The organism is Halalkalibacter kiskunsagensis (assembly GCF_037027555.1).
Classification (GTDB): domain Bacteria; phylum Bacillota; class Bacilli; order Bacillales; family Bacillaceae_D; genus Halalkalibacter; species Halalkalibacter kiskunsagensis.
This window is the reverse complement of sequence record NZ_JAXBLX010000001.1, coordinates 192,149-211,434: the sequence shown is the minus strand read 5'-3', so window position 1 is coordinate 211,434 and position 19,286 is coordinate 192,149. Positions and strand designations below refer to the sequence as shown.

The 19,286-nt window shown below is 38.5% G+C and carries 19 protein-coding genes and 2 pseudogenes; 9 read left to right on the top strand and 12 right to left on the bottom strand.

The window, feature by feature from the left end:
* Positions 1–24 precede the first annotated feature (24 nt).
* From SLH51_RS00915 to SLH51_RS00905, 3 genes are all read left to right on the top strand, one after another.
* Positions 25–1,398, top strand: coding sequence for a sugar phosphate nucleotidyltransferase (locus SLH51_RS00915; protein WP_335958396.1), 1,374 nt, complete (start codon positions 25–27; stop codon positions 1,396–1,398).
* A 1,184-nt stretch (positions 1,399–2,582) separates the two neighbouring features.
* Entirely contained in the window at positions 2,583–3,698 is a 1,116-nt protein-coding gene (locus SLH51_RS00910) for an IS4 family transposase (RefSeq protein WP_335958395.1), read from the top strand.
* A 176-nt stretch (positions 3,699–3,874) separates the two neighbouring features.
* On the top strand, positions 3,875–4,867 hold the full coding sequence (locus tag SLH51_RS00905; protein ID WP_335958393.1) for a KpsF/GutQ family sugar-phosphate isomerase: 993 nt from the start codon (positions 3,875–3,877) through the stop codon (positions 4,865–4,867).
* 485 nt (positions 4,868–5,352) lie between these two features.
* Here SLH51_RS00905 and SLH51_RS00900 read toward each other — a convergent pair whose 3' ends face one another.
* Positions 5,353–5,796, bottom strand: coding sequence for an MFS transporter (locus SLH51_RS00900; RefSeq protein WP_335958391.1), 444 nt, complete (start codon positions 5,794–5,796; stop codon positions 5,353–5,355).
* A 285-nt stretch (positions 5,797–6,081) separates the two neighbouring features.
* Here SLH51_RS00900 and SLH51_RS00895 point away from each other — a divergent pair, with 285 nt between their 5' ends.
* Complete coding sequence (locus tag SLH51_RS00895; protein WP_335958390.1) at positions 6,082–6,771, top strand: magnesium chelatase domain-containing protein; 690 nt, start codon at positions 6,082–6,084, stop codon at positions 6,769–6,771.
* A pseudogene (locus SLH51_RS00890) lies at positions 6,738–6,842 on the top strand (transposase); the annotation flags it as partial. The gene SLH51_RS00895 and the pseudogene SLH51_RS00890, both read left to right, overlap by 34 nt.
* A 322-nt stretch (positions 6,843–7,164) precedes the next feature.
* On the opposite strand, the gene SLH51_RS00885 reads toward SLH51_RS00890, so the two are convergent.
* Positions 7,165–8,472 carry an ATP-binding protein gene (locus SLH51_RS00885; protein WP_335958388.1) on the bottom strand — a complete coding sequence of 436 codons (1,308 nt, stop codon included), beginning with the start codon at positions 8,470–8,472 and terminating at the stop codon, positions 7,165–7,167.
* A gap of 189 nt (positions 8,473–8,661) precedes the next feature.
* Between SLH51_RS00885 and SLH51_RS00880 the strand changes: the two are divergent.
* Positions 8,662–8,850, top strand: a pseudogene (locus SLH51_RS00880) (DUF421 domain-containing protein); the annotation flags it as partial.
* A 304-nt stretch (positions 8,851–9,154) separates the two neighbouring features.
* Here SLH51_RS00880 and SLH51_RS00875 read toward each other — a convergent pair.
* The 3 genes from SLH51_RS00875 to SLH51_RS00865 all read right to left on the bottom strand — a co-directional run bounded on the left by SLH51_RS00875 (position 9,155) and on the right by SLH51_RS00865 (position 9,980).
* Complete coding sequence (locus SLH51_RS00875; RefSeq protein ID WP_335958386.1) at positions 9,155–9,331, bottom strand: YvrJ family protein; 177 nt, start codon at positions 9,329–9,331, stop codon at positions 9,155–9,157.
* 54 nt (positions 9,332–9,385) lie between these two features.
* Complete coding sequence (locus tag SLH51_RS00870) at positions 9,386–9,601, bottom strand: DUF2922 domain-containing protein (RefSeq protein ID WP_335958385.1); 216 nt, start codon at positions 9,599–9,601, stop codon at positions 9,386–9,388.
* Between the two features lie 175 nt (positions 9,602–9,776).
* Entirely contained in the window at positions 9,777–9,980 is a 204-nt protein-coding gene (locus SLH51_RS00865; protein WP_335958384.1) for a DUF1659 domain-containing protein, read from the bottom strand.
* Positions 9,981–10,310: 330 nt separating this feature from the next.
* On the opposite strand from SLH51_RS00865, the gene SLH51_RS00860 reads away from it, so the two are divergent.
* Both SLH51_RS00860 and SLH51_RS00855 read left to right on the top strand, forming a co-directional pair.
* Complete coding sequence (locus SLH51_RS00860; RefSeq protein WP_335958472.1) at positions 10,311–11,189, top strand: phosphotransferase; 879 nt, start codon at positions 10,311–10,313, stop codon at positions 11,187–11,189.
* A 412-nt stretch (positions 11,190–11,601) separates the two neighbouring features.
* Entirely contained in the window at positions 11,602–11,727 is a 126-nt protein-coding gene (locus tag SLH51_RS00855) for a hypothetical protein (RefSeq protein WP_335958383.1), read from the top strand.
* Positions 11,728–12,025: 298 nt separating this feature from the next.
* On the opposite strand, the gene SLH51_RS00850 is transcribed toward SLH51_RS00855, so the two are convergent.
* Positions 12,026–12,655: a hypothetical protein gene (locus tag SLH51_RS00850; RefSeq protein WP_335958382.1), complete on the bottom strand. Its 630-nt coding sequence runs from the start codon at positions 12,653–12,655 to the stop codon at positions 12,026–12,028.
* Between the two features lie 257 nt (positions 12,656–12,912).
* Positions 12,913–14,112, bottom strand: a complete 1,200-nt coding sequence (locus SLH51_RS00845) for an L-lactate MFS transporter (protein ID WP_335958381.1) — start codon at positions 14,110–14,112, stop codon at positions 12,913–12,915.
* Between the two features lie 1,202 nt (positions 14,113–15,314).
* On the opposite strand from SLH51_RS00845, the gene SLH51_RS00840 reads away from it, so the two are divergent.
* On the top strand, positions 15,315–16,550 hold the full coding sequence (locus SLH51_RS00840) for a YifB family Mg chelatase-like AAA ATPase (protein WP_335958379.1): 1,236 nt from the start codon (positions 15,315–15,317) through the stop codon (positions 16,548–16,550).
* Here SLH51_RS00840 and SLH51_RS00835 read toward each other — a convergent pair.
* The 5 genes from SLH51_RS00835 to SLH51_RS00815 all read right to left on the bottom strand — a co-directional run bounded on the left by SLH51_RS00835 (position 16,505) and on the right by SLH51_RS00815 (position 19,237).
* Positions 16,505–16,681, bottom strand: coding sequence for a YvrJ family protein (locus tag SLH51_RS00835; RefSeq protein ID WP_335958377.1), 177 nt, complete (start codon positions 16,679–16,681; stop codon positions 16,505–16,507). The genes SLH51_RS00840 and SLH51_RS00835 overlap by 46 nt on opposite strands.
* A gap of 53 nt (positions 16,682–16,734) precedes the next feature.
* Complete coding sequence (locus tag SLH51_RS00830; RefSeq protein ID WP_335958375.1) at positions 16,735–16,947, bottom strand: DUF2922 domain-containing protein; 213 nt, start codon at positions 16,945–16,947, stop codon at positions 16,735–16,737.
* Positions 16,948–17,251: 304 nt separating this feature from the next.
* Positions 17,252–17,455 (bottom strand): DUF1659 domain-containing protein, encoded by a 204-nt coding sequence (locus SLH51_RS00825; protein WP_335958373.1) that lies wholly within the window; start codon positions 17,453–17,455, stop codon positions 17,252–17,254.
* Between the two features lie 236 nt (positions 17,456–17,691).
* On the bottom strand, positions 17,692–18,183 hold the full coding sequence (locus SLH51_RS00820) for a competence protein ComK (RefSeq protein WP_335958371.1): 492 nt from the start codon (positions 18,181–18,183) through the stop codon (positions 17,692–17,694).
* Positions 18,184–18,730: 547 nt separating this feature from the next.
* Entirely contained in the window at positions 18,731–19,237 is a 507-nt protein-coding gene (locus SLH51_RS00815; protein ID WP_335958370.1) for a sigma-70 family RNA polymerase sigma factor, read from the bottom strand.
* Positions 19,238–19,286: the final 49 nt, after the last annotated feature.

Below are 19,286 nucleotides of genomic sequence, written 5' to 3'. Positions count from 1 at the left end.
AATTAAAAATGGAGGGGAATTCTGGTGCAGTTAGTATTATTATCTGGTGGTTCGGGAAAAAGACTTTGGCCATTATCAAATGATGCACGCTCAAAGCAGTTTTTAAAAGTATTAGAAAGCAATAAGATTGGAAGATGCTCAATGGTACAAAGAGTATGGGAACAGTTAGGAAGTGTAGGATTAACTGATTCTACAGTTATTGCTACGAGTAAATCTCAAGTTGATATGATTCAAAATCAGATTGGACAAGAAGTACCACTCATTATTGAACCTCAACGACGAGATACGTTTGCCGCTATTGCATTATCAGCAACTTATCTCTATTCGATTAAAGGAGTTTCATTAAATGAGGTAGTCGGTGTATTACCAGTTGATCCTTTTGTAGATTCTGATTTTTTTAACAGAGTAACTGATTTAGAAAAGGAAATAAATAATTCAAGTGCTCAAGTAGGTTTAATTGGTGTTAAACCTACTTTTCCTTCTGAGAAATATGGGTATATTGTCCCGAACTCAGGAAGTCTTAAGGGAGATTTTATTAAAGTAAGTCATTTTAAGGAGAAACCTAGTCAAGAAGATGCAAAGAATTTAATTAATCAAGGTGCATTATGGAATTGTGGTGTTTTTGCTTTTAAACTAAAATATATTATTTCAATTCTAGAAGGAAGAGGGCTTCCAATTAGTTATGAAGAGTTAATAAAGCAATATGAAATTTTACCTAAAAAGAGTTTTGACTATGAGGTAGTAGAGAAGGCATCTGAAATTATAGCATTGCCGTATGAAGGCTATTGGAAAGATCTTGGTACATGGAATACACTTACTGAAGAAATGGCAACTAATATAATTGGTAAAGGTGTAATATCAAAAGATAGTAAAAATGTTCATCTATTAAATGAATTAGATATTCCAGTAGCAGTCCTCGGAATGAAAAATGCTGTTATTGCAGTAAGTCCTGATGGAGTACTAGTTTCTGATAAAGAAGTTAGTCCAAAGGTGAAGGAACTTGTGGAAAAGTTTGATGAGCGTCCAATGTATGAAGAACGTAGATGGGGTTGGTATAGAGTTTTAGACCATACAACTTTTGGGGAAGAAAATGAAGTTCTTACAAAACGGATTTGTGTTAAAGCTGGAAAAAATATAAGTTATCAATTACATCGCAAACGAAGTGAAACATGGACAATAATTAATGGTAAAGGTAAATTTGCTTTAAATGACAGGGTTATTAAAGTCAAATCAGGAGATGTTTTACAAATACCTGTAGGAGCTAAGCATGGAATCATGGCAATTACTGATTTAGAATTTATTGAAATACAAACAGGAAGTGAATTAATAGAAGAAGATATAACACGGATATTTATGGAATGGGAAGAAGTGGAATCTAATTGTTTAATTAAAGGATAGCTATAATTTGGTATACAGTAAAAAGACCTATTCTTTATTTGTTCTGGAAATATATTTTGTTTGAACAAGTGCAAAATCGTAAGGAAGAAAATCAATTAAAATTAGAGCAACAGTTAAAAGTAGAAAAAATTTAACTATTTGGCAAAATAAGATACTTTTATATATTAGAATACAAAATATTCAAGTATGAAAATTGAATGAAATGCAAAGATAAGTGTAACTTTGTATAGAATCACTTGCAATTTTCAAGTCTGGTTCCTGTCACCCAGTACGGTGATGTTGTTATAGTAAGAAAATAGGGGAGATAATATTAAATAAATGAAATATTGATTGGATTTATTTGGTTTATTTACTAGCCTTAGCCTCATAGTAGGAACTACAAATAGTTGGGTGGTTGGCAATTATTTGTCCATCTTCCTCCTGCTAATGTGTTGATACTCCCTTTGGAGAGTTTAAGTTACAAATAAAAGGTAGTATTTTTATATCAAGGTTCTTCGTTTCATATACTCGTCCTGTGATTTCCTGTAAGCATCATTGTCCTTAATAGCAATAAAATAACAGAATCTAAAGTTTTCACTAACAGAGATGAAATATTTATTATTATTACTTACAATGGTCCAAGTTATGTAATGCACTTTCTCATGCCTAGTAGTAAATAGATGATATCAATAAAAAAGACTACCGTTTTCATTGTAAAATAGAAGTACTTATCACAGAACTTCATTTATGATCTCTATCAAAGAAGCTGACTCGCCTGAATTTTGAAACTGGAAATAAAAATGATGATTCTCTGCTTACATTAGAGTTGATCTTGAATTAACGGTTAAACATCCATGGAACTTGTTTAGAAATCACCCTTGTGGTTATTCTCAACATTAACATAGCTGTTCTAAATAATTAGATAATATTAATCTTTTAGAACAGCTTATTTATTTAATAGGAAATGATGAATTAATCTGATTCCGTATATTTACAAATTAGACGAACTGGAATAAGAAATAAAGCAAATGAGGAGCCGTTTAAGTATTTAATATAAATTAATCACTAGCGTTGCATTAAGTAATTTGTAATATTAAAAAGACTCAAAATCTTCAATTATCTTTATTTGTGCAAAGAAAAAGTCCTTTATAATGGATAAGTCAGGTGGTAATCCCGTCCAAATCCAATAATAAAGGACCATACGCATGGATAAGATTACACGAAAAACTTCATTTGGACAATGGTTTTCACCAATAAACCTTAAATTATTTGATGAACAGGTGAAAACATTGAAATTAGATTTCTATACGAAGAAACTTACGACGGAATCATTTTTAAAATTATTACTCTACGCACAGCTCGAAGAAGTAGAAAGTCTTCATGCGCTGAGCGATTGTCTTTTCGATGACCAGCTTCAAAAAGGAATTAACCTTGATACGATCAGTATTTCTCAGCTATCACGACGATTAAATGGGATGAATCCTGATTTATTTCAAAGACTTTTCCTTGATTTAGTCGCACAAATTCATGCGAAAACACATAATACAAAGCTCATCATGCCGTTAAAAATCATTGATTCAAGCACATTTCCCCTTAATTTGACCAATCATAAGTGGGCACAGTTCCGCAAAACAAAAGCGGGTGTAAAGCTGCATTTGCGCCTTGTGTTTATGGAAAAAGGGATTTCCTATCCTGAAAAGGCGGTGCTAACAACGGCAAAGGAACATGATCGTGGTCAACTAGAAATCATGGTAGATGACAAGGAATGCATGTATGTGTTTGACCGTGGCTATTTAGACTATGAACGCTTTGATCGCATGACAGATGATGGTTACTTTTTTCTATCTAGGCTGCGTAAAAACGCAGTCATACGAGAAGTTTACGATTTTAAACTACCCGAGAATTCGACTGTTCTGTCCGATCAAATGGTGTTGATTGGGACGACTCAAAACCGTACTGAGAACTACTTTCGTCTTCTAAGAGTGATTGATTCAAAAGGAAATGAACTTCAGTTACTTACTAATCGTTTTGATTTAAGTGCCGAAGAAATATCAAAGATGTATATATCACGCTGGGCCATTGAGTTGTTTTTCAAATGGATTAAGCAGCATCTCAGTATCAAAAAGTTCTATGGTCAAAGCAAATGGGCGATCCACAATCAAGTGTTTATCGCACTAATCGTTTTTTGCCTACATGTTCTTGTTCAACTCGAGACAAAAAGCAAGCGAAAAACCTTACAAATTAGTCGTTACCTAAGAGCTGCTTTGTGGAAACCGGCATATATTTGGCTTCGGAAAATTGAAGGAAAAGCCATTCCTTAATAAACAAACTGTCGTCGTCACAAATGTCTAATTGTAAATTATTTTCCAAATTGATGGAGCCACCTTTAATTGGGTATTTACCTTTTTGGCTCTAAGCAGGGTAAGTGTAAAAACTGAAAATTCCGTCAAAATTTATGCAACACTAGTGTAAATTAATAACTTTAGGAGGTCCAATAATGCCAAATTCTATTTCATCTACTCAGGGAACAACTGATTATTTGAGAAGTATGAAAGAAGTTCTTGAAAAAGAGGCTCAAGCTATTCTTGAACTAAGCGGTTCACTTGGTGAATCAATGGAAGAAGCAATTGAGTTGATTTTACAATGTAAAGGTAGAGTTGTAATAACTGGCATTGGTAAATCGGGTATCATTGGTCGCAAAATCAATGCGACGATGGCTAGTACAGGAACTCCATCGCTATTTCTCCATCCTTCAGAAGGGCTACATGGTGATTTGGGCATGGTAACACGACATGATGTTGTCATCGCCATTTCAAATAGCGGTGAATCCGATGAAGTGATCAATTTGATTCCTTCCATAAAAAAAATTGGTGCAAAAATGATCGCTGTTGTGAAAAACTCTCAATCGACATTAGCAACCAATTCTGATATTGTCTTAAACATTGGTAATGCAAAAGAAGCTTGTCCACTTGGTTTGGCTCCAACTACAAGTACAACTGTTACATTAGCACTTGGGGATGCGCTAGCTGTTGCCCTTCTCGAAGCGAGGCAATTTCAACCTGAGGACTTTGCCCTTTATCACCCAGCAGGATCATTAGGCCGGAAACTATTATTAACGGTTGATAATATTGTCAAAACATCTCAAAAGAATCCACTCGTCTTTACAGGTGAGACTGTAAAAGATGCGCTTTTCCAAATGACAGCACAAGGAATGGGTGCTGCGACTGTAGTCGATTCACATGGGTTTATGGTTGGAATTTTAACAGATGGCGATATCCGTCGTGCCTTTGTGTTAACAGATAATGTGTTAGAAACAAAGGTAGAAGATTTATGTAATTTAACACCTGTTGTCATTAATGAAGGTACACTAGCTGCTAAAGCACTTGAGCTGATGGAAGAAAGTAAAGTAAATGTACTCCCTGTTATCAATGAAATGAAGCAACCAGTTGCGATGATTCATCTTCATGATCTTGTGAATTTAGGACTCTAAGATGAGAAATTCATAATTAAATAGTTTCACCTAGATTAGCTGGAAAAATAGAAGTTGTCTCATAATAGGGAAGCAGGGAAGCACGGGGACGGTTCTCATGCTTCCAAAAGCTTGCCCTATTTCTTGTATTCACCAATATAATTACATATACAGGTATAAGTGTTTTGGGAATATTGCGAATATTGCGTGCCTGTCACCACCCGAGATTTGTCGAATAGAGAGAAGCACGGGGACGGTTCTCATGCTTCCTCATGCTTCCTCATGCTTCCTCATGCTTCCATAGAACAAGAGGCTACTACGTGTAATAGGATGCACGCTAAAACGTGGTCTTCATAAAGTTAAAAACATTGCCTCAGCCCCAGCACCTTTCCGGTAGTTGTTACATGAGAGGTGTGAATAGCGCTTCTCTTTATTATTAGGGAAGCACAAGAACCGTCCCGTTGCTTCCCAAGGGCAATTCCCTTGCCTTTTCGTTATGAACTTTTCTAAGCTTCTTGCTTTACTAATTCACCTGCATCCGCCTTTTTCGGTACCTCTACTAATTTAGCCATAACAAGAGCCAGTACACAGAATAAGCCTGAAAGCAAAAATGCTTGAGTCAAAGGAATCGCTTTGGCAATAAGGGGCCCGACAAAAGCTGAAATTCCATAGGCTTGATACATGAGCCCGTAATTGCTCCCGATATTTTTTGTTCCATAAAAATCAGCTGTTACAGAAGGGAATAAGGCAAGGAAGCCTCCAAAGCAAAAACCAATTAATGAGACGGAGAGTAAAAATGTTGGATAGTTCATAGCTCCTGTACTCATATAAAACATGATAAGTGCCGTTAAGCCATAAACCATCATTAATGTGTTTGTGCGACCAAAACTATCAAGTATTGCGTGCCTGTCACTCCCCGAAGATTGCAAGATATTGTCGAAACGAAGCACCCTTGCTCCTTTGTCAAAAGAGGAGCAAGGGTGTTTCACTATAAGGATTATACATATACGAGTAATGGTAAGAAGGTTTATTGCGATCCAATTTATTTACATATTTAATTCTATCTTAAAGAATTTTTTTGAAAAATTTAAAGGAATACCACTAATGTTGTCGAATAAAACAGTCACTCATCTAATTCACCATTCAGTTTATTCCCTTATGAAAAGCTCCTATTTTTTTCATGTTTATATTTTTTATCAGTCACTTCAGCTAAAAACCAAAAGGAGGTCGTCTATGTGACGGTGAATGTCTCAAGCATTGGTTTAAAAGGGTTGGAAGGGTACCGTGTGCAAGTTGAGGTCCAGGTGTCTAAAGGAACAGAGTCGATGATCATCGTGGGGCTTCCGGATACGTCGGTGAAAGAGTCAAAGGAGCGAGTGTTGTCGGCGATTCGAACACTTGAATGTGATGTAACGGATCAGAAGATTGTTGTCAATTTATCTCCTTCCGAGCAGAAAAAGAACGGGCCTTTGTTTGATTTAGCGATGGCTATTGCAGTCTTAAAAGAGAGGAAGCAGTTCAACGAGGCAGTTCCGCAAGAAACGGCTTTTATCGGAGCATTGTCGTTAGATGGCTCGGTTGCAAAAGTGGAAGGAATGCTGCCAGCGTTGATTGCCGCAAAAGCGCTCGGGTTTAAACGAGTGGTTCTTCCTTATGATCCACTAATCCCAATTGAGATGCTAGAGGGGATTGAGTGTATCGTTGTACAACATATTAACGATGTTTTGCAGTATGTAAGAGGACAGGTTCCGCTCCCTTTGCCTATTCAGTCAGTGCCGGTAAAAGGATTGATATCACCTGTTGAGTTTCAAAAAGACTTTTCCGATATTATTGGACAAGAGCAAGCAAAGCTAGCGCTCGAAGTCGCGGCAGCAGGTGGTCATAATGTGTTTATGACACGATCATTGAAGATAAGAATGGAATGATTGAAGTCAGTCGCTATATTCATCTCAACCCTATTGAAGCGAAGATGGTCAAAGAGCCAGAACATTATCCATTGTTTCGGTGCCAGTCACTCCCTGAACATTGCAAGAATTTGTCGGAATGAAACCACCTATGCTCCTCTTTTGACGGAGGAGCATAGTCACCTTTTCTAGTAGCAACCTGTTCATTTGTCTTTTTTGGTGTTGATGAGGTTACATTAGCTTGTTTGGGTTTGGCCTCGTTCTGTTTCTTCTTTAAGAGACTAGGGGTCAGGTACCTGGATAGTGGGGACAGGTTTGATCTGAACCCCAATTAACAAAATTTATCAACGGGGAGGAGGGCTGCCATCGAACGGCAGCTCCCTTAATTCGGATTCCACTACCTTCTAAGTACCTCTACATACTCTCAGTAGCCCGGTTCGCCACAGATAAGGATAAGTCACGGCTAATAGGCAGGCTGATCGAAAAGGTCGTGCCTGTTCCTTTTTCACTCGTAACAGTGATTTTGCCGTGAAAGGACTTGATGATTTGGTAGCTGACCATTAAACCGATCCCTGTGCCTTTTTCCTTTAGCGAGTAAAACGGCGAGCCGAGCTGATTAATTTGTTCCTTTGTCATTCCGATCCCTTGATCGGTAATATCAATGGTGACGCAGTGTGGTTGCACTGACGAACAAGCAACGGAAACGACACCGCCATCAGGCATCGATTCAATCGCATTTTTAAAAATATTTAACAGGCATTGATCGAGCTTTTGCTGATGAGCCAGTACCGGGTAATGCTCGGGCAAGTCCGCTTCAATCGTGACATTTTGTGATTGGGCGTAGCCTTGCAGCATGTCAATCACACGCAACAGTTGTGTTCTTACCTCGATTGGTTCGATCTCCTCTTTTTGCGGTTTGGCAAACGCTAGAAACTCGCTAATAATGCCATTGGCGCGGTCTAACTCCTCGATTGAAAGATCGATGTATTTCTTTTTGTCCGTTGACAAGTCAGGAGCATTTAGAAGCTGCAGAAAACCACGAGCAACCTGCATCGGGTTTCTAATTTCATGTGCAAAAACACTCGTCAAATCACGTAAGAGCTTCTGCCTTTCAGCCTGCTGCAACGACAGCCTCATCTGCCTGTTTTCCCGGATCGTCTCAAGTAACAATACTGCCGTCCAACTTGCAATCACGCAAACGGTTACATAGAGGAAAAATCCTGCATTGAAAGAGCTGATAAGAAACGAAACATCGGCTAAAATCAACAAAGCAAGCGAAGAGCAAACAAAAGGAAAAAGGGATAACCCGATAAAGAACCCTATTCTTCTTTTGGGACTCGCACGACGAAAGGATTTAATCACAACTAACACGACAGGAAGGTAAAACAACAAGACGAGGAGGTAATGATACAATCCCCCAAGACCACCCATGAAAAACCGAACGACAAGCGACACAAAAGCAAGGGCAAAGCCAACAACCGGCCCGCTGTATAAAAAACCGAGGGTAATCGGAATCGTTCTAAGATCAAACCGATACTCCGTCGTTAGAAAGGTCGGCAGCAGCATACAAAGCAAAAGAGCCACGAACCAAAAGCCGAAATCATAGATCGATACAACCCTTGAACTCTTGTAAATGATTCGTTCGCCAAAAAAAGTATGATAGACAAAGATCGGTAAAATAACGGCTAATATTTGCAGGATCAGATACGTCAAATCGGGCATCGCTTCGCTTCCTCGCTTTCATAAAAGGCTGCTTTTGTTTCTAGTATAACCAAAAATGGACATGTTCGTAACAAAAAGAACGAAAATGAGCTGAGAGGGCAAGCGTCTTTAATGGATGAGTAGAATTCTTACTCTTAGGAAAGTTAATAGTACACTGATCTATTTTTTTCTAAAAGGAGTCGTATACATATGGATTTTATGTGGGAAGCCATTTTAATGGTTATTTCAGGGTTTCTTCTGCTTCGGGTATCTGGACGGAAGTCGCTTGCACAAATGACCGTAACGACAACGATCGTGATGATCTCAATCGGGGCGATTATTGTTCAACCGATTATCGAGCATAGTGTCGTGAAAACCATTATTACGATCATCATTTTTATCGAGGTAAGAACTAGTTATTCTTATTTTGTGAGCTAATTCATCAGCTTTCATGCCCTTTACCTTCCGAAAGGCTTGAACATTTCTACCGATGACTTCATTTGATTCTATTTCTAATTGTTTTTCTTCTTGCTTATCCTTTTCCTCCACCATACTAGCTCCTCTTTTTACCTATCATCAGTCATCAGAAAAGCTTTTGCGACGTACGATCGTACATAAAAATACATATATTGTAAAATTAGTGAAAAATATTTATGGAATATGTAAATAAGTGAGATGGATTAGCCCACCTCACTCATAAAGTTTATTCAACGATCTTTTTTTGCACGACGCTTCGGGATTGCTGCTTGGACAGATGTTCTGGCAGCTGTAAGATGGATTGGTTGACCATGTCAAGCTTATTCTCAATCCGATGAAGAAGGTAAAGAGTGACCATGACAGGAAAGCCAAACTCACTTAGGAGCGGCAGCCACATTTCCATTATCTTTCTCCTCCTTTTGAAAAGGAAGGAGGTTGCCCTCCTTCCTAATCGAGATTATGCTAATTCAATGTCTTCTACCGTACGATCAACGACGCGTGCTGCTTTTTTTGCAACAATTTCACCGCCGTTTGTAATGAAAGCATTTTCTGTGACAATGTCATCCATTGCTGCACTGATTGCAATTGGATCAACGGGCTCAACCGGGTTGTCTAAGCTGAGTGTTACGTTTTTCCCCATTTCATTTTCGAAGATTAGTTCAAGACGTTTCATGTGGGAGTCCTCCTTTCGTAGGTTTAATTTGAATAGAGTTAGAGCTGGCAATGGCTCCGCACGCTGCGCTCCTTTTATGAGAAGGGCACTCATAAAAGGCTTAAGAGAAATCAACGGCTTCGCTCATTGCTTCGAGATTTTTAAAAAAGGTGAAGTACGACCTTTTTAAAAATCTCTACATTAAACTGTGTAGATTAGTGCGGTCGACTTGGATGAGGGACCATTGTTGTAGTGGAGCTAGGCTACTGGCAACAGCTGTAAGCTGTTCGTCCGTTGCTGTTGGTTTGATGTTGTTGAAGCTCTTTGTTTTGTGGATCGGGTCCCCGAACTCATCGACGCCATTCGAGAATACTAGGATTAGGCGAGAATTAACTAGCATGTGTATCACCTCCTTCACTAACTATATATAGAGTGGGTAGAGAATACGTAGGGGGACAGGTTCACTGTCCCACCTCAGCATTGACAAATGAGCATTTCTCGACCTATACTTTTACTATTCATGGTAAAACTCCTTTGTAGAAGACTTGTTTGTTTAGGGAATAAAACAAGGTCAACAACTTCTACAATAGGAGTTTTTTTATATCTGTAAATACTAATATTTGAAATTATGATATTTTCTTCAAGTGATGCAAGGCCAGTGGGACAGGAACCAAAAATGAAAAGGAAATCAAAGGATAGGAATATTCGATGGGGGTGGATTCTGTTGAGCATGAAAGTTGAAGAAATTATTCGCCAAGTACCAGAGCTAAGCAATGAATTCTTAAGTTTAGAAAATCTTAGAGGAGGGCTGTGCAACCAAACCTATAAGGTACAAACGAAACAAAGTTCATATATTCTTCGCATCAATAGCAGGCAAAATGAGTATTTGAAACTGACACGTCGCTCTGAAGTAGAAGTGATGAAGAAGGCAAACATCGAAGGGTTTGCTCCTAAAGTGATTCACAGTAATAATCCGGAACAATTTATAGTGACTGAATTTCTTGAAGGGCGAATGCTTGAGAAAAATGACCTGAAATCCGATAATATCAAAGGAATGATTATGGATCGCCTCAAGCGAATACATCGTATAGAAGGTAAAAGTAGAACATGTACTCCTTACGATTTAATTCATGGATATTTGAAAGGAGCAGATCAGTTTCAAGTAAAACATCCTGATGGATTAAACCGAATTTTGCATCGAGTAGAGAAAATTGCGCATAAGCGGAATAATGACAAGGAATATAACAACAAATTCTGTCACAATGATTCCTTTTTATGCAATATGATCTATACAGGTCAACAGTTGCAAATTATTGATTGGGAGTTGTCGGGAGTTGGAGATGTATTTTTCGAATTGACGCTTATTCCGTTTACAAACCAGTTCAGTGAAACAGATGAGCGTGAGTGGTTGAAGTTATACTTCGGATATTTTGATGAGGAAATGTTTCACATTTTTCAGGACATGAAATTTGTGGCAATGGTTAGAGAGGTTGCGTGGGGGATGTTTTACAGCGGTTTTACTAAGGGAGAAAGTAACATTGACTTTGATTACTACAATTTTGCCGAATATTGTATCGAGCGAATAGAACATGGGATTTATCAATTATGATGGTGTAGATGACCTCACTTCATTTTTTTACTAGAGACAAAAATGAAGTTTAGTAGTAAGTAAGGCATGTTCTTCTGTTAAAGAGCGCAATTGTTTAAAAAATATAAAAGGATCATACATATTAGTCATGTTAATATGTATGATCCTTTATTTGTTATTCACGCAAAATAAACATGAAAACTACGCGGTTTAAATAATTAAGTGATATGCATAATCATTCCCTTTACGAAATAAGTGGTACCATAAAAATTTTCAAAAGTGGTACTAATACAAATGATAATAGCATGCTACAGTGTTACTAGATAGCCAAATTCAACCAATTATGGTAGATATAAAGCTATTTGATCCATTTCTATAATTCTAGAAAAAACGTGTAGATCCTTTCAATCCGTATGATAAAGGAGTGGATGAATTGATAAAAGAGGAGATTAAAAAAGTCGTTCAGGGAAGCACGGGGACGGTTCTCATGCTTCCTTCTACCTTTGTTCGACGAAATATTGGCTGTTTATTTTCATCTGTTCGTCTGACTTTTTTGTAAGTTCATCTTGTTCTTTATACATCTGATGAAGAGGCACGGGGTGAGATTGAAAAGGTTCTTAGTGACGTGGAGATATCGCAAGTTAAGAGTTTGTACGGAATGAGTCAAAATGAAATGTTGAAAAAAGTTAAGTGGCATAGCGGAGTATCGCAACGGTAGGAAGCAAGAATTTTGGGAGTCTCTCCTAATCTTATTTTTAAAGCGTAGAGGGTGAGAAAAGGACTGGAGGAAGCAAGTACTGTTTCATTACTTCCCCGAAACTCTCTAGGCTTAAGTGTTTATATTTCTACAACTCTGATTAAGGTAAGAATTTTTTATTAAAAGAATAATCATATAAGTCAGGTACTTCTTTCTTACTCCCTTTACCTATTTTGTATTTATGCCAAAAATACTCTGGGTACACGTCATTTACTAGTGTAGCTCGTGGGATCTGATCAGTAACAAGTCCTACTTCAGGAATTGACTCATATACGCTTGGTTCTAAATAAACCCCAAAACTATTAAAAGGTTCAGTTAGAAATAAGGAACAACATAGCCATTTTTTATTATCTTTATTCAAATTAAGTGAAGGTTTTGCAGGTACAGTATAATAAACAGCTGTATCTTCATGTATTCTTACTCTATTTCTATTAAGGTCATAAAATCTTCTGAAGATTAAACTTTGAAGGATATGAATTTTTTCATTGTTGGTATAACTTTTTAAATCTGTACTATTTATCACTAATCTTAACAAAGTGTTCAAGTCATGTTTGGCAAGGTTAAATTGATCTAATAGTAGTTTTGACTTCGTGCAAAATAATTTATTTTCTTTGTGCTCTTCCATGTTCTTAATAATAATCTTTTCGCTAGCCAATATGAATTCACAGTAATAATCATTTTCATTATTATTGGAATGAAGCATACTTTCTATTTCTAGAAAAGGAAGCACGGGGACGGTTCTCATGCTTCCTCATGCTTCCTCATGCTTCCTCATGCTTCCATAGAACAAGAGGCTACTACGTGTAATAGGATGCACGCTAAAACGTGGTCTTCATAAAGTTAAAAACATTGCCTCAGCCCCAGCACCTTTCCGGTAGTTGTTACATGAGAGGTGTGAATAGCGCTTCTCTTTATTATTAGGGAAGCACAAGAACCGTCCCGTTGCTTCCCAAGGGCAATTCCCTTGCCTTTTCGTTATGAACTTTTCTAAGCTTCTTGCTTTACTAATTCACCTGCATCCGCCTTTTTCGGTACCTCTACTAATTTAGCCATAACAAGAGCCAGTACACAGAATAAGCCTGAAAGCAAAAATGCTTGAGTCAAAGGAATCGCTTTGGCAATAAGGGGCCCGACAAAAGCTGAAATTCCATAGGCTTGATACATGAGCCCGTAATTGCTCCCGATATTTTTTGTTCCATAAAAATCAGCTGTTACAGAAGGGAATAAGGCAAGGAAGCCTCCAAAGCAAAAACCAATTAATGAGACGGAGAGTAAAAATGTTGGATAGTTCATAGCTCCTGTACTCATATAAAACATGATAAGTGCCGTTAGGCCATAAACCATCATTAATGTGTTTGTGCGACCAAAACTATCAGATACTCTACCTAATACAATTCGTCCTGCTGCGTTAAACAATGCAATTACCATTACCGCATTTGCTGCTTTTCCCATATCTAAGTTCACGATATCGACACCAATATCAACAGCAAAGCTGATCACCATTAGTCCAGACATACTTCCAAATAAGAACATGAACCATAATAAGTAAAATTGATAAGTTCCCAACATTTGTTTAGGAGAAAAATTATTGCTTAATTCCGGTATTGCTTTTGATGCTTTTCTAGTAGTCTCTTCAACTGGTGGATTTTTAAGTAACTGGGCCCCAGCAACTACTAGAATTAAGTAGATAACACCAAGATACAAGAAGGTAGACGAAACGCCCATGCTCTCAATTAACAGTTCAATAATTGGTTTAAAGATCAAACCACCTAATCCAAAACCAGCAACGGCTACTCCACTAATAAATCCCCTCTTATCAGGGAACCATTTCACACATGCAGATAGAGGACAAACATAGGTCATCCCAATTCCAATTCCGCCAATCACTCCATAAAAGAAATATAATTGATATAAGGTTGTTGCTTGACTAGCTAAGACAAGTCCAAGTCCGAGCAGTACACCACCAATGGTGGCAACCCATCTTGGTCCGATTTTATCCTGCAATCTTCCTGCAAAAATTGTCGCTAGCGCAAAGATTGCGATTGTGATCGAAAATGTCACAACAACATCTTCCCTTGCCCATCCGAACTTATTCATCAAAGGTTGATTAAATAAACTCCAGGCATACACTGCCCCTAAATTAATTTGGATAATAACTGCACCTAATACAACTAACCATCTATTCATAAAAAACCTCCTAATTAAACCCAAATCTATACTTTTTTTGAATTGTTTGACAACTATAAAAAAGAGACCAACGGTGATTGAATCATCCTCGTTGGTCTCTTCCGTACTCACATGGTGTTTACTTTAGCAACCATTTATTTAATTTAAGTAGTTATCATTTTTTATCAACTTGCTAAAAAAAATTATTGATTTCTACATACCCCTGTTCAAACTAAAACATTGATAGAAGCTATCCTTATCATTTTCAGCAAAATCTTTTCATGCTTCATTCATTATAAAAGGAAAATTCTATCACTGTCAATCTAGTAAACTTCCATTCTTTATCCGTTTCATTAATAGCAAAAGGACGCTATTAATGAAAACCACCAAAAAGTCAAAGGAAGCAAAGGAAGCACGGGGACGGTTCTAAGTTAATCATTCCACCATGATCTGAAGGAAGAGGTATATTCATGGGATAGTGAGGACAGGTTTCCTGTCCCACCCGGCGCGTTATTGTGATGTGATAAAGTGAAGAGCGAAAGTAGGAAGTCCAAGTTAAATTAATCTAATTTAATAGATTTTAGTCATGTAAGTTGCTAGACGTATCTTAGCAACTTCATAAGCTGGTGGGAGGTTGGCACTCCCTCTGAAAGAGGGTGTTATAATATGGTGATATATGAAGCAATGAATACGCTATACCACTCACTACATTGATCGTTACAATGTTTATCGCATTCGTAGCGATTGTCGCACTAGTCACCAACAAAAAGAAGTAACCGCCTGTCACTCCGACCAAGAGTAGGTGGTTACTTCTTTTCTAACATCAACTTAAGGTCAGCCGCTCTTCATGCGGCATGTAGTTGCGGTGACTGAGTGTTAGCGCACTCGGTCTTTTTTATTATAGGATGATCTTGATTTAATTATACATGATTAGTACTTGACTTTCAAGGAAGCACGGGGACGGTTCTCAGGGATTCTCGTGCCTGTCACCACCCGAGATTTGTCGAAGATTAATAGTACCTTTTTGAGTTTGAGGGTGATAAGATACTAGTACTAGATTATCTTCTTTGCCTTCGATTTTTTATCAATTACTCCTGAAAGCATTTCAAAGAAAATTCCCTTTCTTTCTATTTTTAATAAGACCACACAGGTTTAGATTCCTTATGTAGTTACAATCCTTAATATAATATATGATGATCAAATTCGGTTTAGGAGGGACTCATTTGTCTGTTAAAGTGAATAGCATTGGCTTGAAAGGTTTGGAGGGGTATCTCGTTCAGGTTGAAGTCCAGGTTATGGAAGGGGTGGAGTCTGTCGTGATTGTGGGGTTGCCGGATACATCGGTAAAAGAGTCGCGGGAACGCGTGTTAGCAGCCATGCATACGATGGGGCATCCTCTTGCCGATAAAAAGGTGATTGTGAATCTCTCGCCTGCTGAGCAAAAGAAAAATGGTCCTTTGTTTGATCTGGCGATTGCGTTAGGCGTTTTAAAGAGTGGCGGGTTTGTTTCTGTGAAACTTCCGAGTGATGCGGCATTTATCGGTGCGTTGTCCTTAGATGGTTCAATTGTTCCTGTACAAGGGATGCTTTCGGCTATCCTTGCTGCGAAGAGATTAACGCTTAAGACACTCTATCTTCCTTATGATCCGAATATACCAGAAGTTGAGTTAGATGGGTTCCATCTTGTTTATGTTAGCTCGATTCAAGATGTGCTTGACCATTTGTCTGGCAGTCAGCCTTTTTCCTTTCATCGTCCATCTAAAATACTAGAAGACCATGAGATTCGTTATGAACGTGATTTTCAGCAAATCATCGGTCATAAATTTGCGAAGCGGACTCTTGAGGTTGCTGCCGCTGGTTTTCATCATGTCATGATGGATGGGCCTCCGGGTTGTGGCAAAAGTCTTCTTGCTGAAACGTTCACATCGATTTTACCACCGCTATCAAAAGAAGCTCAGCTAGAGAAAGTGAGTCTCTACCAATTAGCAGATGCCTCTAATGAGTCACCGTTTCTACCTCCTTTTCGTTCTCCACATCATTCATCTTCAGCTGTCTCCATTATCGGTGGTGGTTCTAATCCAAAGCCTGGAGAGGTATCACTCGCTCACCGTGGTGTTTTGTTTTTAGATGAACTAGCTGAATTCACAAAGAAAACGTTAGATATGCTTCGTCAACCACTTGAGAACGGAAAAGTGACGATCAGCCGTGCTCATTCCACCGTCACGTACCCAGCAAAGTTTCTATTCATCGGCGAAGGAAGCATGGGGACGGTTCTCGTGCTTCCTATAGAACAAGAGGCTAAAGTAGGAGAAGTGGGGATTGCAGTGGGACGCACAGGGACGGTTCCCGGCTTCCATTTGAAGCTCAAGAACTGTCATTCTGCATCATCCACCTCACTCATTTATGCAGTGTCTTACTCAACCATCTTCTTCTGCTCGATACTTCGATACTGTTGCTGATACAGATGTTCTGGCAGCTTTACAATGGATTGGTTTATGGAATCTAGTTTATTTTCTACCCGATGAAGAAGGTAGAGGGTGACCATGACTGGAAAACCAAACTCACTTAACAGCGGTAGCCACATGTCCATATCATTTCTCCTCCTTTTGAAAAAGGAAGGAGGGTGACCCTCCTTCCTCTTGATTATGCTAATTCAATGTCTGTAACGGTACGGTCAACGATGCGTGCTGCTTTTTTGGAAACAATTTCACCGCCGTTTGTAATAAACGCATTTTCTGTGACGATTGCATCCATGGCTGCACTGATTGCAATTGGATCCACAGGTTCAACTGGGTTATCTAAGCTGAGTGTCACATTTTTCCCCATTTCATTTTCGAAGATTAGTTCTAGTTTCATGTGGGAGTCCTCCTTTCTTTTTAATAGAGTTAGAGCTGGCAATGGCTCCGCACGCTGCGCGCCTTTTATGAGAAGGGTACTCATAAAAGGCTTAAAAGAAGGCAGCGGTTGGGTTCATTGTTTTGAGAAATTCAAAGAAGGTGAGAAGCGACCTATCTTAGAATAGAGTTAGAGCTGGCAATGGCTCCGCACGCTGCGCGCCTTTTATGAGAAGTGCGCTCATAAAAGGCTTAAGTGAAAGCAGCGGCTTCGCTCATTGCGTAGAGATTTTAAAAAAGGTAAAGAACGTCCTTTTTTTAAATCTCTACATTAAACTGTGTAGATTTGTGCGGTCGACTTGGATGAGGGACCATTGTTGTAGTGGAGCTAGGCTGCTGGCAACAGCGGTTAGCTGTTGGTCGGTTGCTGTTGGCTTGATGTTGTTGAAGCTCTTTGTTTTGTGAATCGGGTCCCCGAACTCATCCACGCCGTTTGAGAAAACTAAGATTAGGCGAGAGTTAACTAGCATTTGTATCACCTCCTTCACTAACTATATATAGAGTCGGGAGGGAAAACGTAGGGGGAGAAATGAAAGTTTTTCTGTTTCATGATTTAAGGGTGGATGGGTAAAAAAGTAGAGGGATATGGTTTTGGTAGATTTGAAGGAGAAGTAGAGGGATTAACTGTTATAAAGATGAGGAACAATAATATGGAACTCACAGAAAAACTGCCTGTCACGGTTGTGGTGACAGGCAGTTTTTCGTGTTAACCCAATCGTGGTCGGTCTATAGGTATTGGTGAAAATAGAACAACGCAATAGGACGTGAGATGCATTTGTCTTTTAATAATGTTATAGGAAACGTCTAGTACTAACTGTTTGTGATTTTTGAATGTGATGATTGTTTTAGCTGCGTTGTTTCCATTTGGTGCGATGTCTTTCACATGTGGATAAAAGATCCAAGAACATTCATGTGCGCTAGGCGAACAAGTTGGGAAAGCGTAGATGTCCTCTTTTGGATTAATCGGGATTGGTACTTTATTTCTAGCTTTGGTTTTGTAGACGACACTATTGCGTCTACCTTCGTATCCAGCACCGCCTTCTATGCAAGCTCTTTCTATCATTTTAAATGCTTTTTCTTTCACATAGTAACATTGGCCTCGTTCCCAAACGATTGTGTTGTAATCAAAATGGTTTGCGGCCAATATCGCATTCGTATCACTATTAATGTCATAGAAAGGCAGTACTTTTATCTTCATAAGCATATCCCTCACTTTAATTAGTTTATGTGCCTGATCCCACCTTAGGATCGTATCACCATTTTTCTTTGAGTACGTCTGCTTTGAGAATTCATTTGTATTACCTTGAAGGAAGCATTTAAACTTGCCGAAATGGTTGCAGTTATGTAGTGAAAGAATGTTTTTGATTTCGGCGGTTGTTACGATGGAATTCTTAGATTCTTAATGAGATAAAATACTAGAAAAATTGGTATGTCACATCGATAGCAGCTAAGAGCAGTATGTATAACTCCCCCTCTCACATAATTTGGGTAGAGTGGGACTCGTAGAAGTGGGGGGCTGTGATAAGTTATCACGTTTCTAGTTGTTATCGTTCTACTCCGTTCCTCTCTTAAGTAAGAGAATATATTTATTCTAGGGATATTTCCACAATTTAGGTATATATTCTTACATAGAAATACATTTTTTTTAAAAAAAGTAAGATTTAAGATCGTTTTGTCACGATTTTTGTCTGGGAATAAGATAATTGTAAACCTTTTGTAATGTGTCAAGGTGGTGATAGATGATTCTAAAGTACGTTAATATGCTTGGCGTTCTGACGTAGTTTCTTCAGGGCGCCTTTTCTCCATGTACGAACGGTGTGGGGCGAGACGCCATACTGATTTGCGATCTCGGCTGATTTCTTCTGAAGTAGGATTGCTTCGTATACCCATGTCTTTTCTCGTTCGCTTAAGTTTGTCATATAGGCCTCGAGGAACTCTGACTCGAGTGGCACCTCGTCAAGGTGACTTGGTACCGCTTCGAGCATCTCATCACTTGCATAATAATGACGTTCGCTATAGATGCTTTCCTTGCTTAAGGCACTCATCATTCGTCCACGGATATAGGAGATCGCGTATGCAGAGAAGTTCCCTTTTTCAGGATTGAAGTTCTGATACGCATTCCAAAGAGCGATGCAGCCAATTTGATAGAATTCATCATAATCTTTGTACAGACGTAAGGTGACAAATTGCTTTTTGATGATCGATTGATACATCTTCAAAACTTCCTCAAACGACTTTTCTTTGCTATTCACATAAACTTCCTTTTAGAAAACGCGTTTTCTCCTGTATTCCGCCGGTACG

What these genes read in the sequence shown, in the direction of transcription:
- SLH51_RS00825 (WP_335958373.1), bottom strand. Translation starts at nt 17,455, where the DNA reads ATGCTAGTTAACTCTCGCCTAATCTTAGTTTTCTCAAACGGCGTGGAT.
- SLH51_RS00860 (WP_335958472.1), top strand. Translation starts at nt 10,311, where the DNA reads ATGAAAGTTGAAGAAATTATTCGCCAAGTACCAGAGCTAAGCAATGAA.
- SLH51_RS00910 (WP_335958395.1), top strand. Translation starts at nt 2,583, where the DNA reads ATGGATAAGATTACACGAAAAACTTCATTTGGACAATGGTTTTCACCA.
- SLH51_RS00870 (WP_335958385.1), bottom strand. Translation starts at nt 9,601, where the DNA reads ATGAAACGTCTTGAACTAATCTTCGAAAATGAAATGGGGAAAAACGTA.
- SLH51_RS00820 (WP_335958371.1), bottom strand. Translation starts at nt 18,183, where the DNA reads ATGAAGATAAAAGTACTGCCTTTCTATGACATTAATAGTGATACGAAT.
- SLH51_RS00835 (WP_335958377.1), bottom strand. Translation starts at nt 16,681, where the DNA reads ATGGACATGTGGCTACCGCTGTTAAGTGAGTTTGGTTTTCCAGTCATG.
- SLH51_RS00830 (WP_335958375.1), bottom strand. Translation starts at nt 16,947, where the DNA reads ATGAAACTAGAACTAATCTTCGAAAATGAAATGGGGAAAAATGTGACA.
- SLH51_RS00885 (WP_335958388.1), bottom strand. Translation starts at nt 8,472, where the DNA reads ATGCCCGATTTGACGTATCTGATCCTGCAAATATTAGCCGTTATTTTA.
- SLH51_RS00905 (WP_335958393.1), top strand. Translation starts at nt 3,875, where the DNA reads ATGCCAAATTCTATTTCATCTACTCAGGGAACAACTGATTATTTGAGA.
- SLH51_RS00875 (WP_335958386.1), bottom strand. Translation starts at nt 9,331, where the DNA reads ATGGAAATGTGGCTGCCGCTCCTAAGTGAGTTTGGCTTTCCTGTCATG.
- SLH51_RS00865 (WP_335958384.1), bottom strand. Translation starts at nt 9,980, where the DNA reads ATGCTAGTTAATTCTCGCCTAATCCTAGTATTCTCGAATGGCGTCGAT.
- SLH51_RS00845 (WP_335958381.1), bottom strand. Translation starts at nt 14,112, where the DNA reads ATGAATAGATGGTTAGTTGTATTAGGTGCAGTTATTATCCAAATTAAT.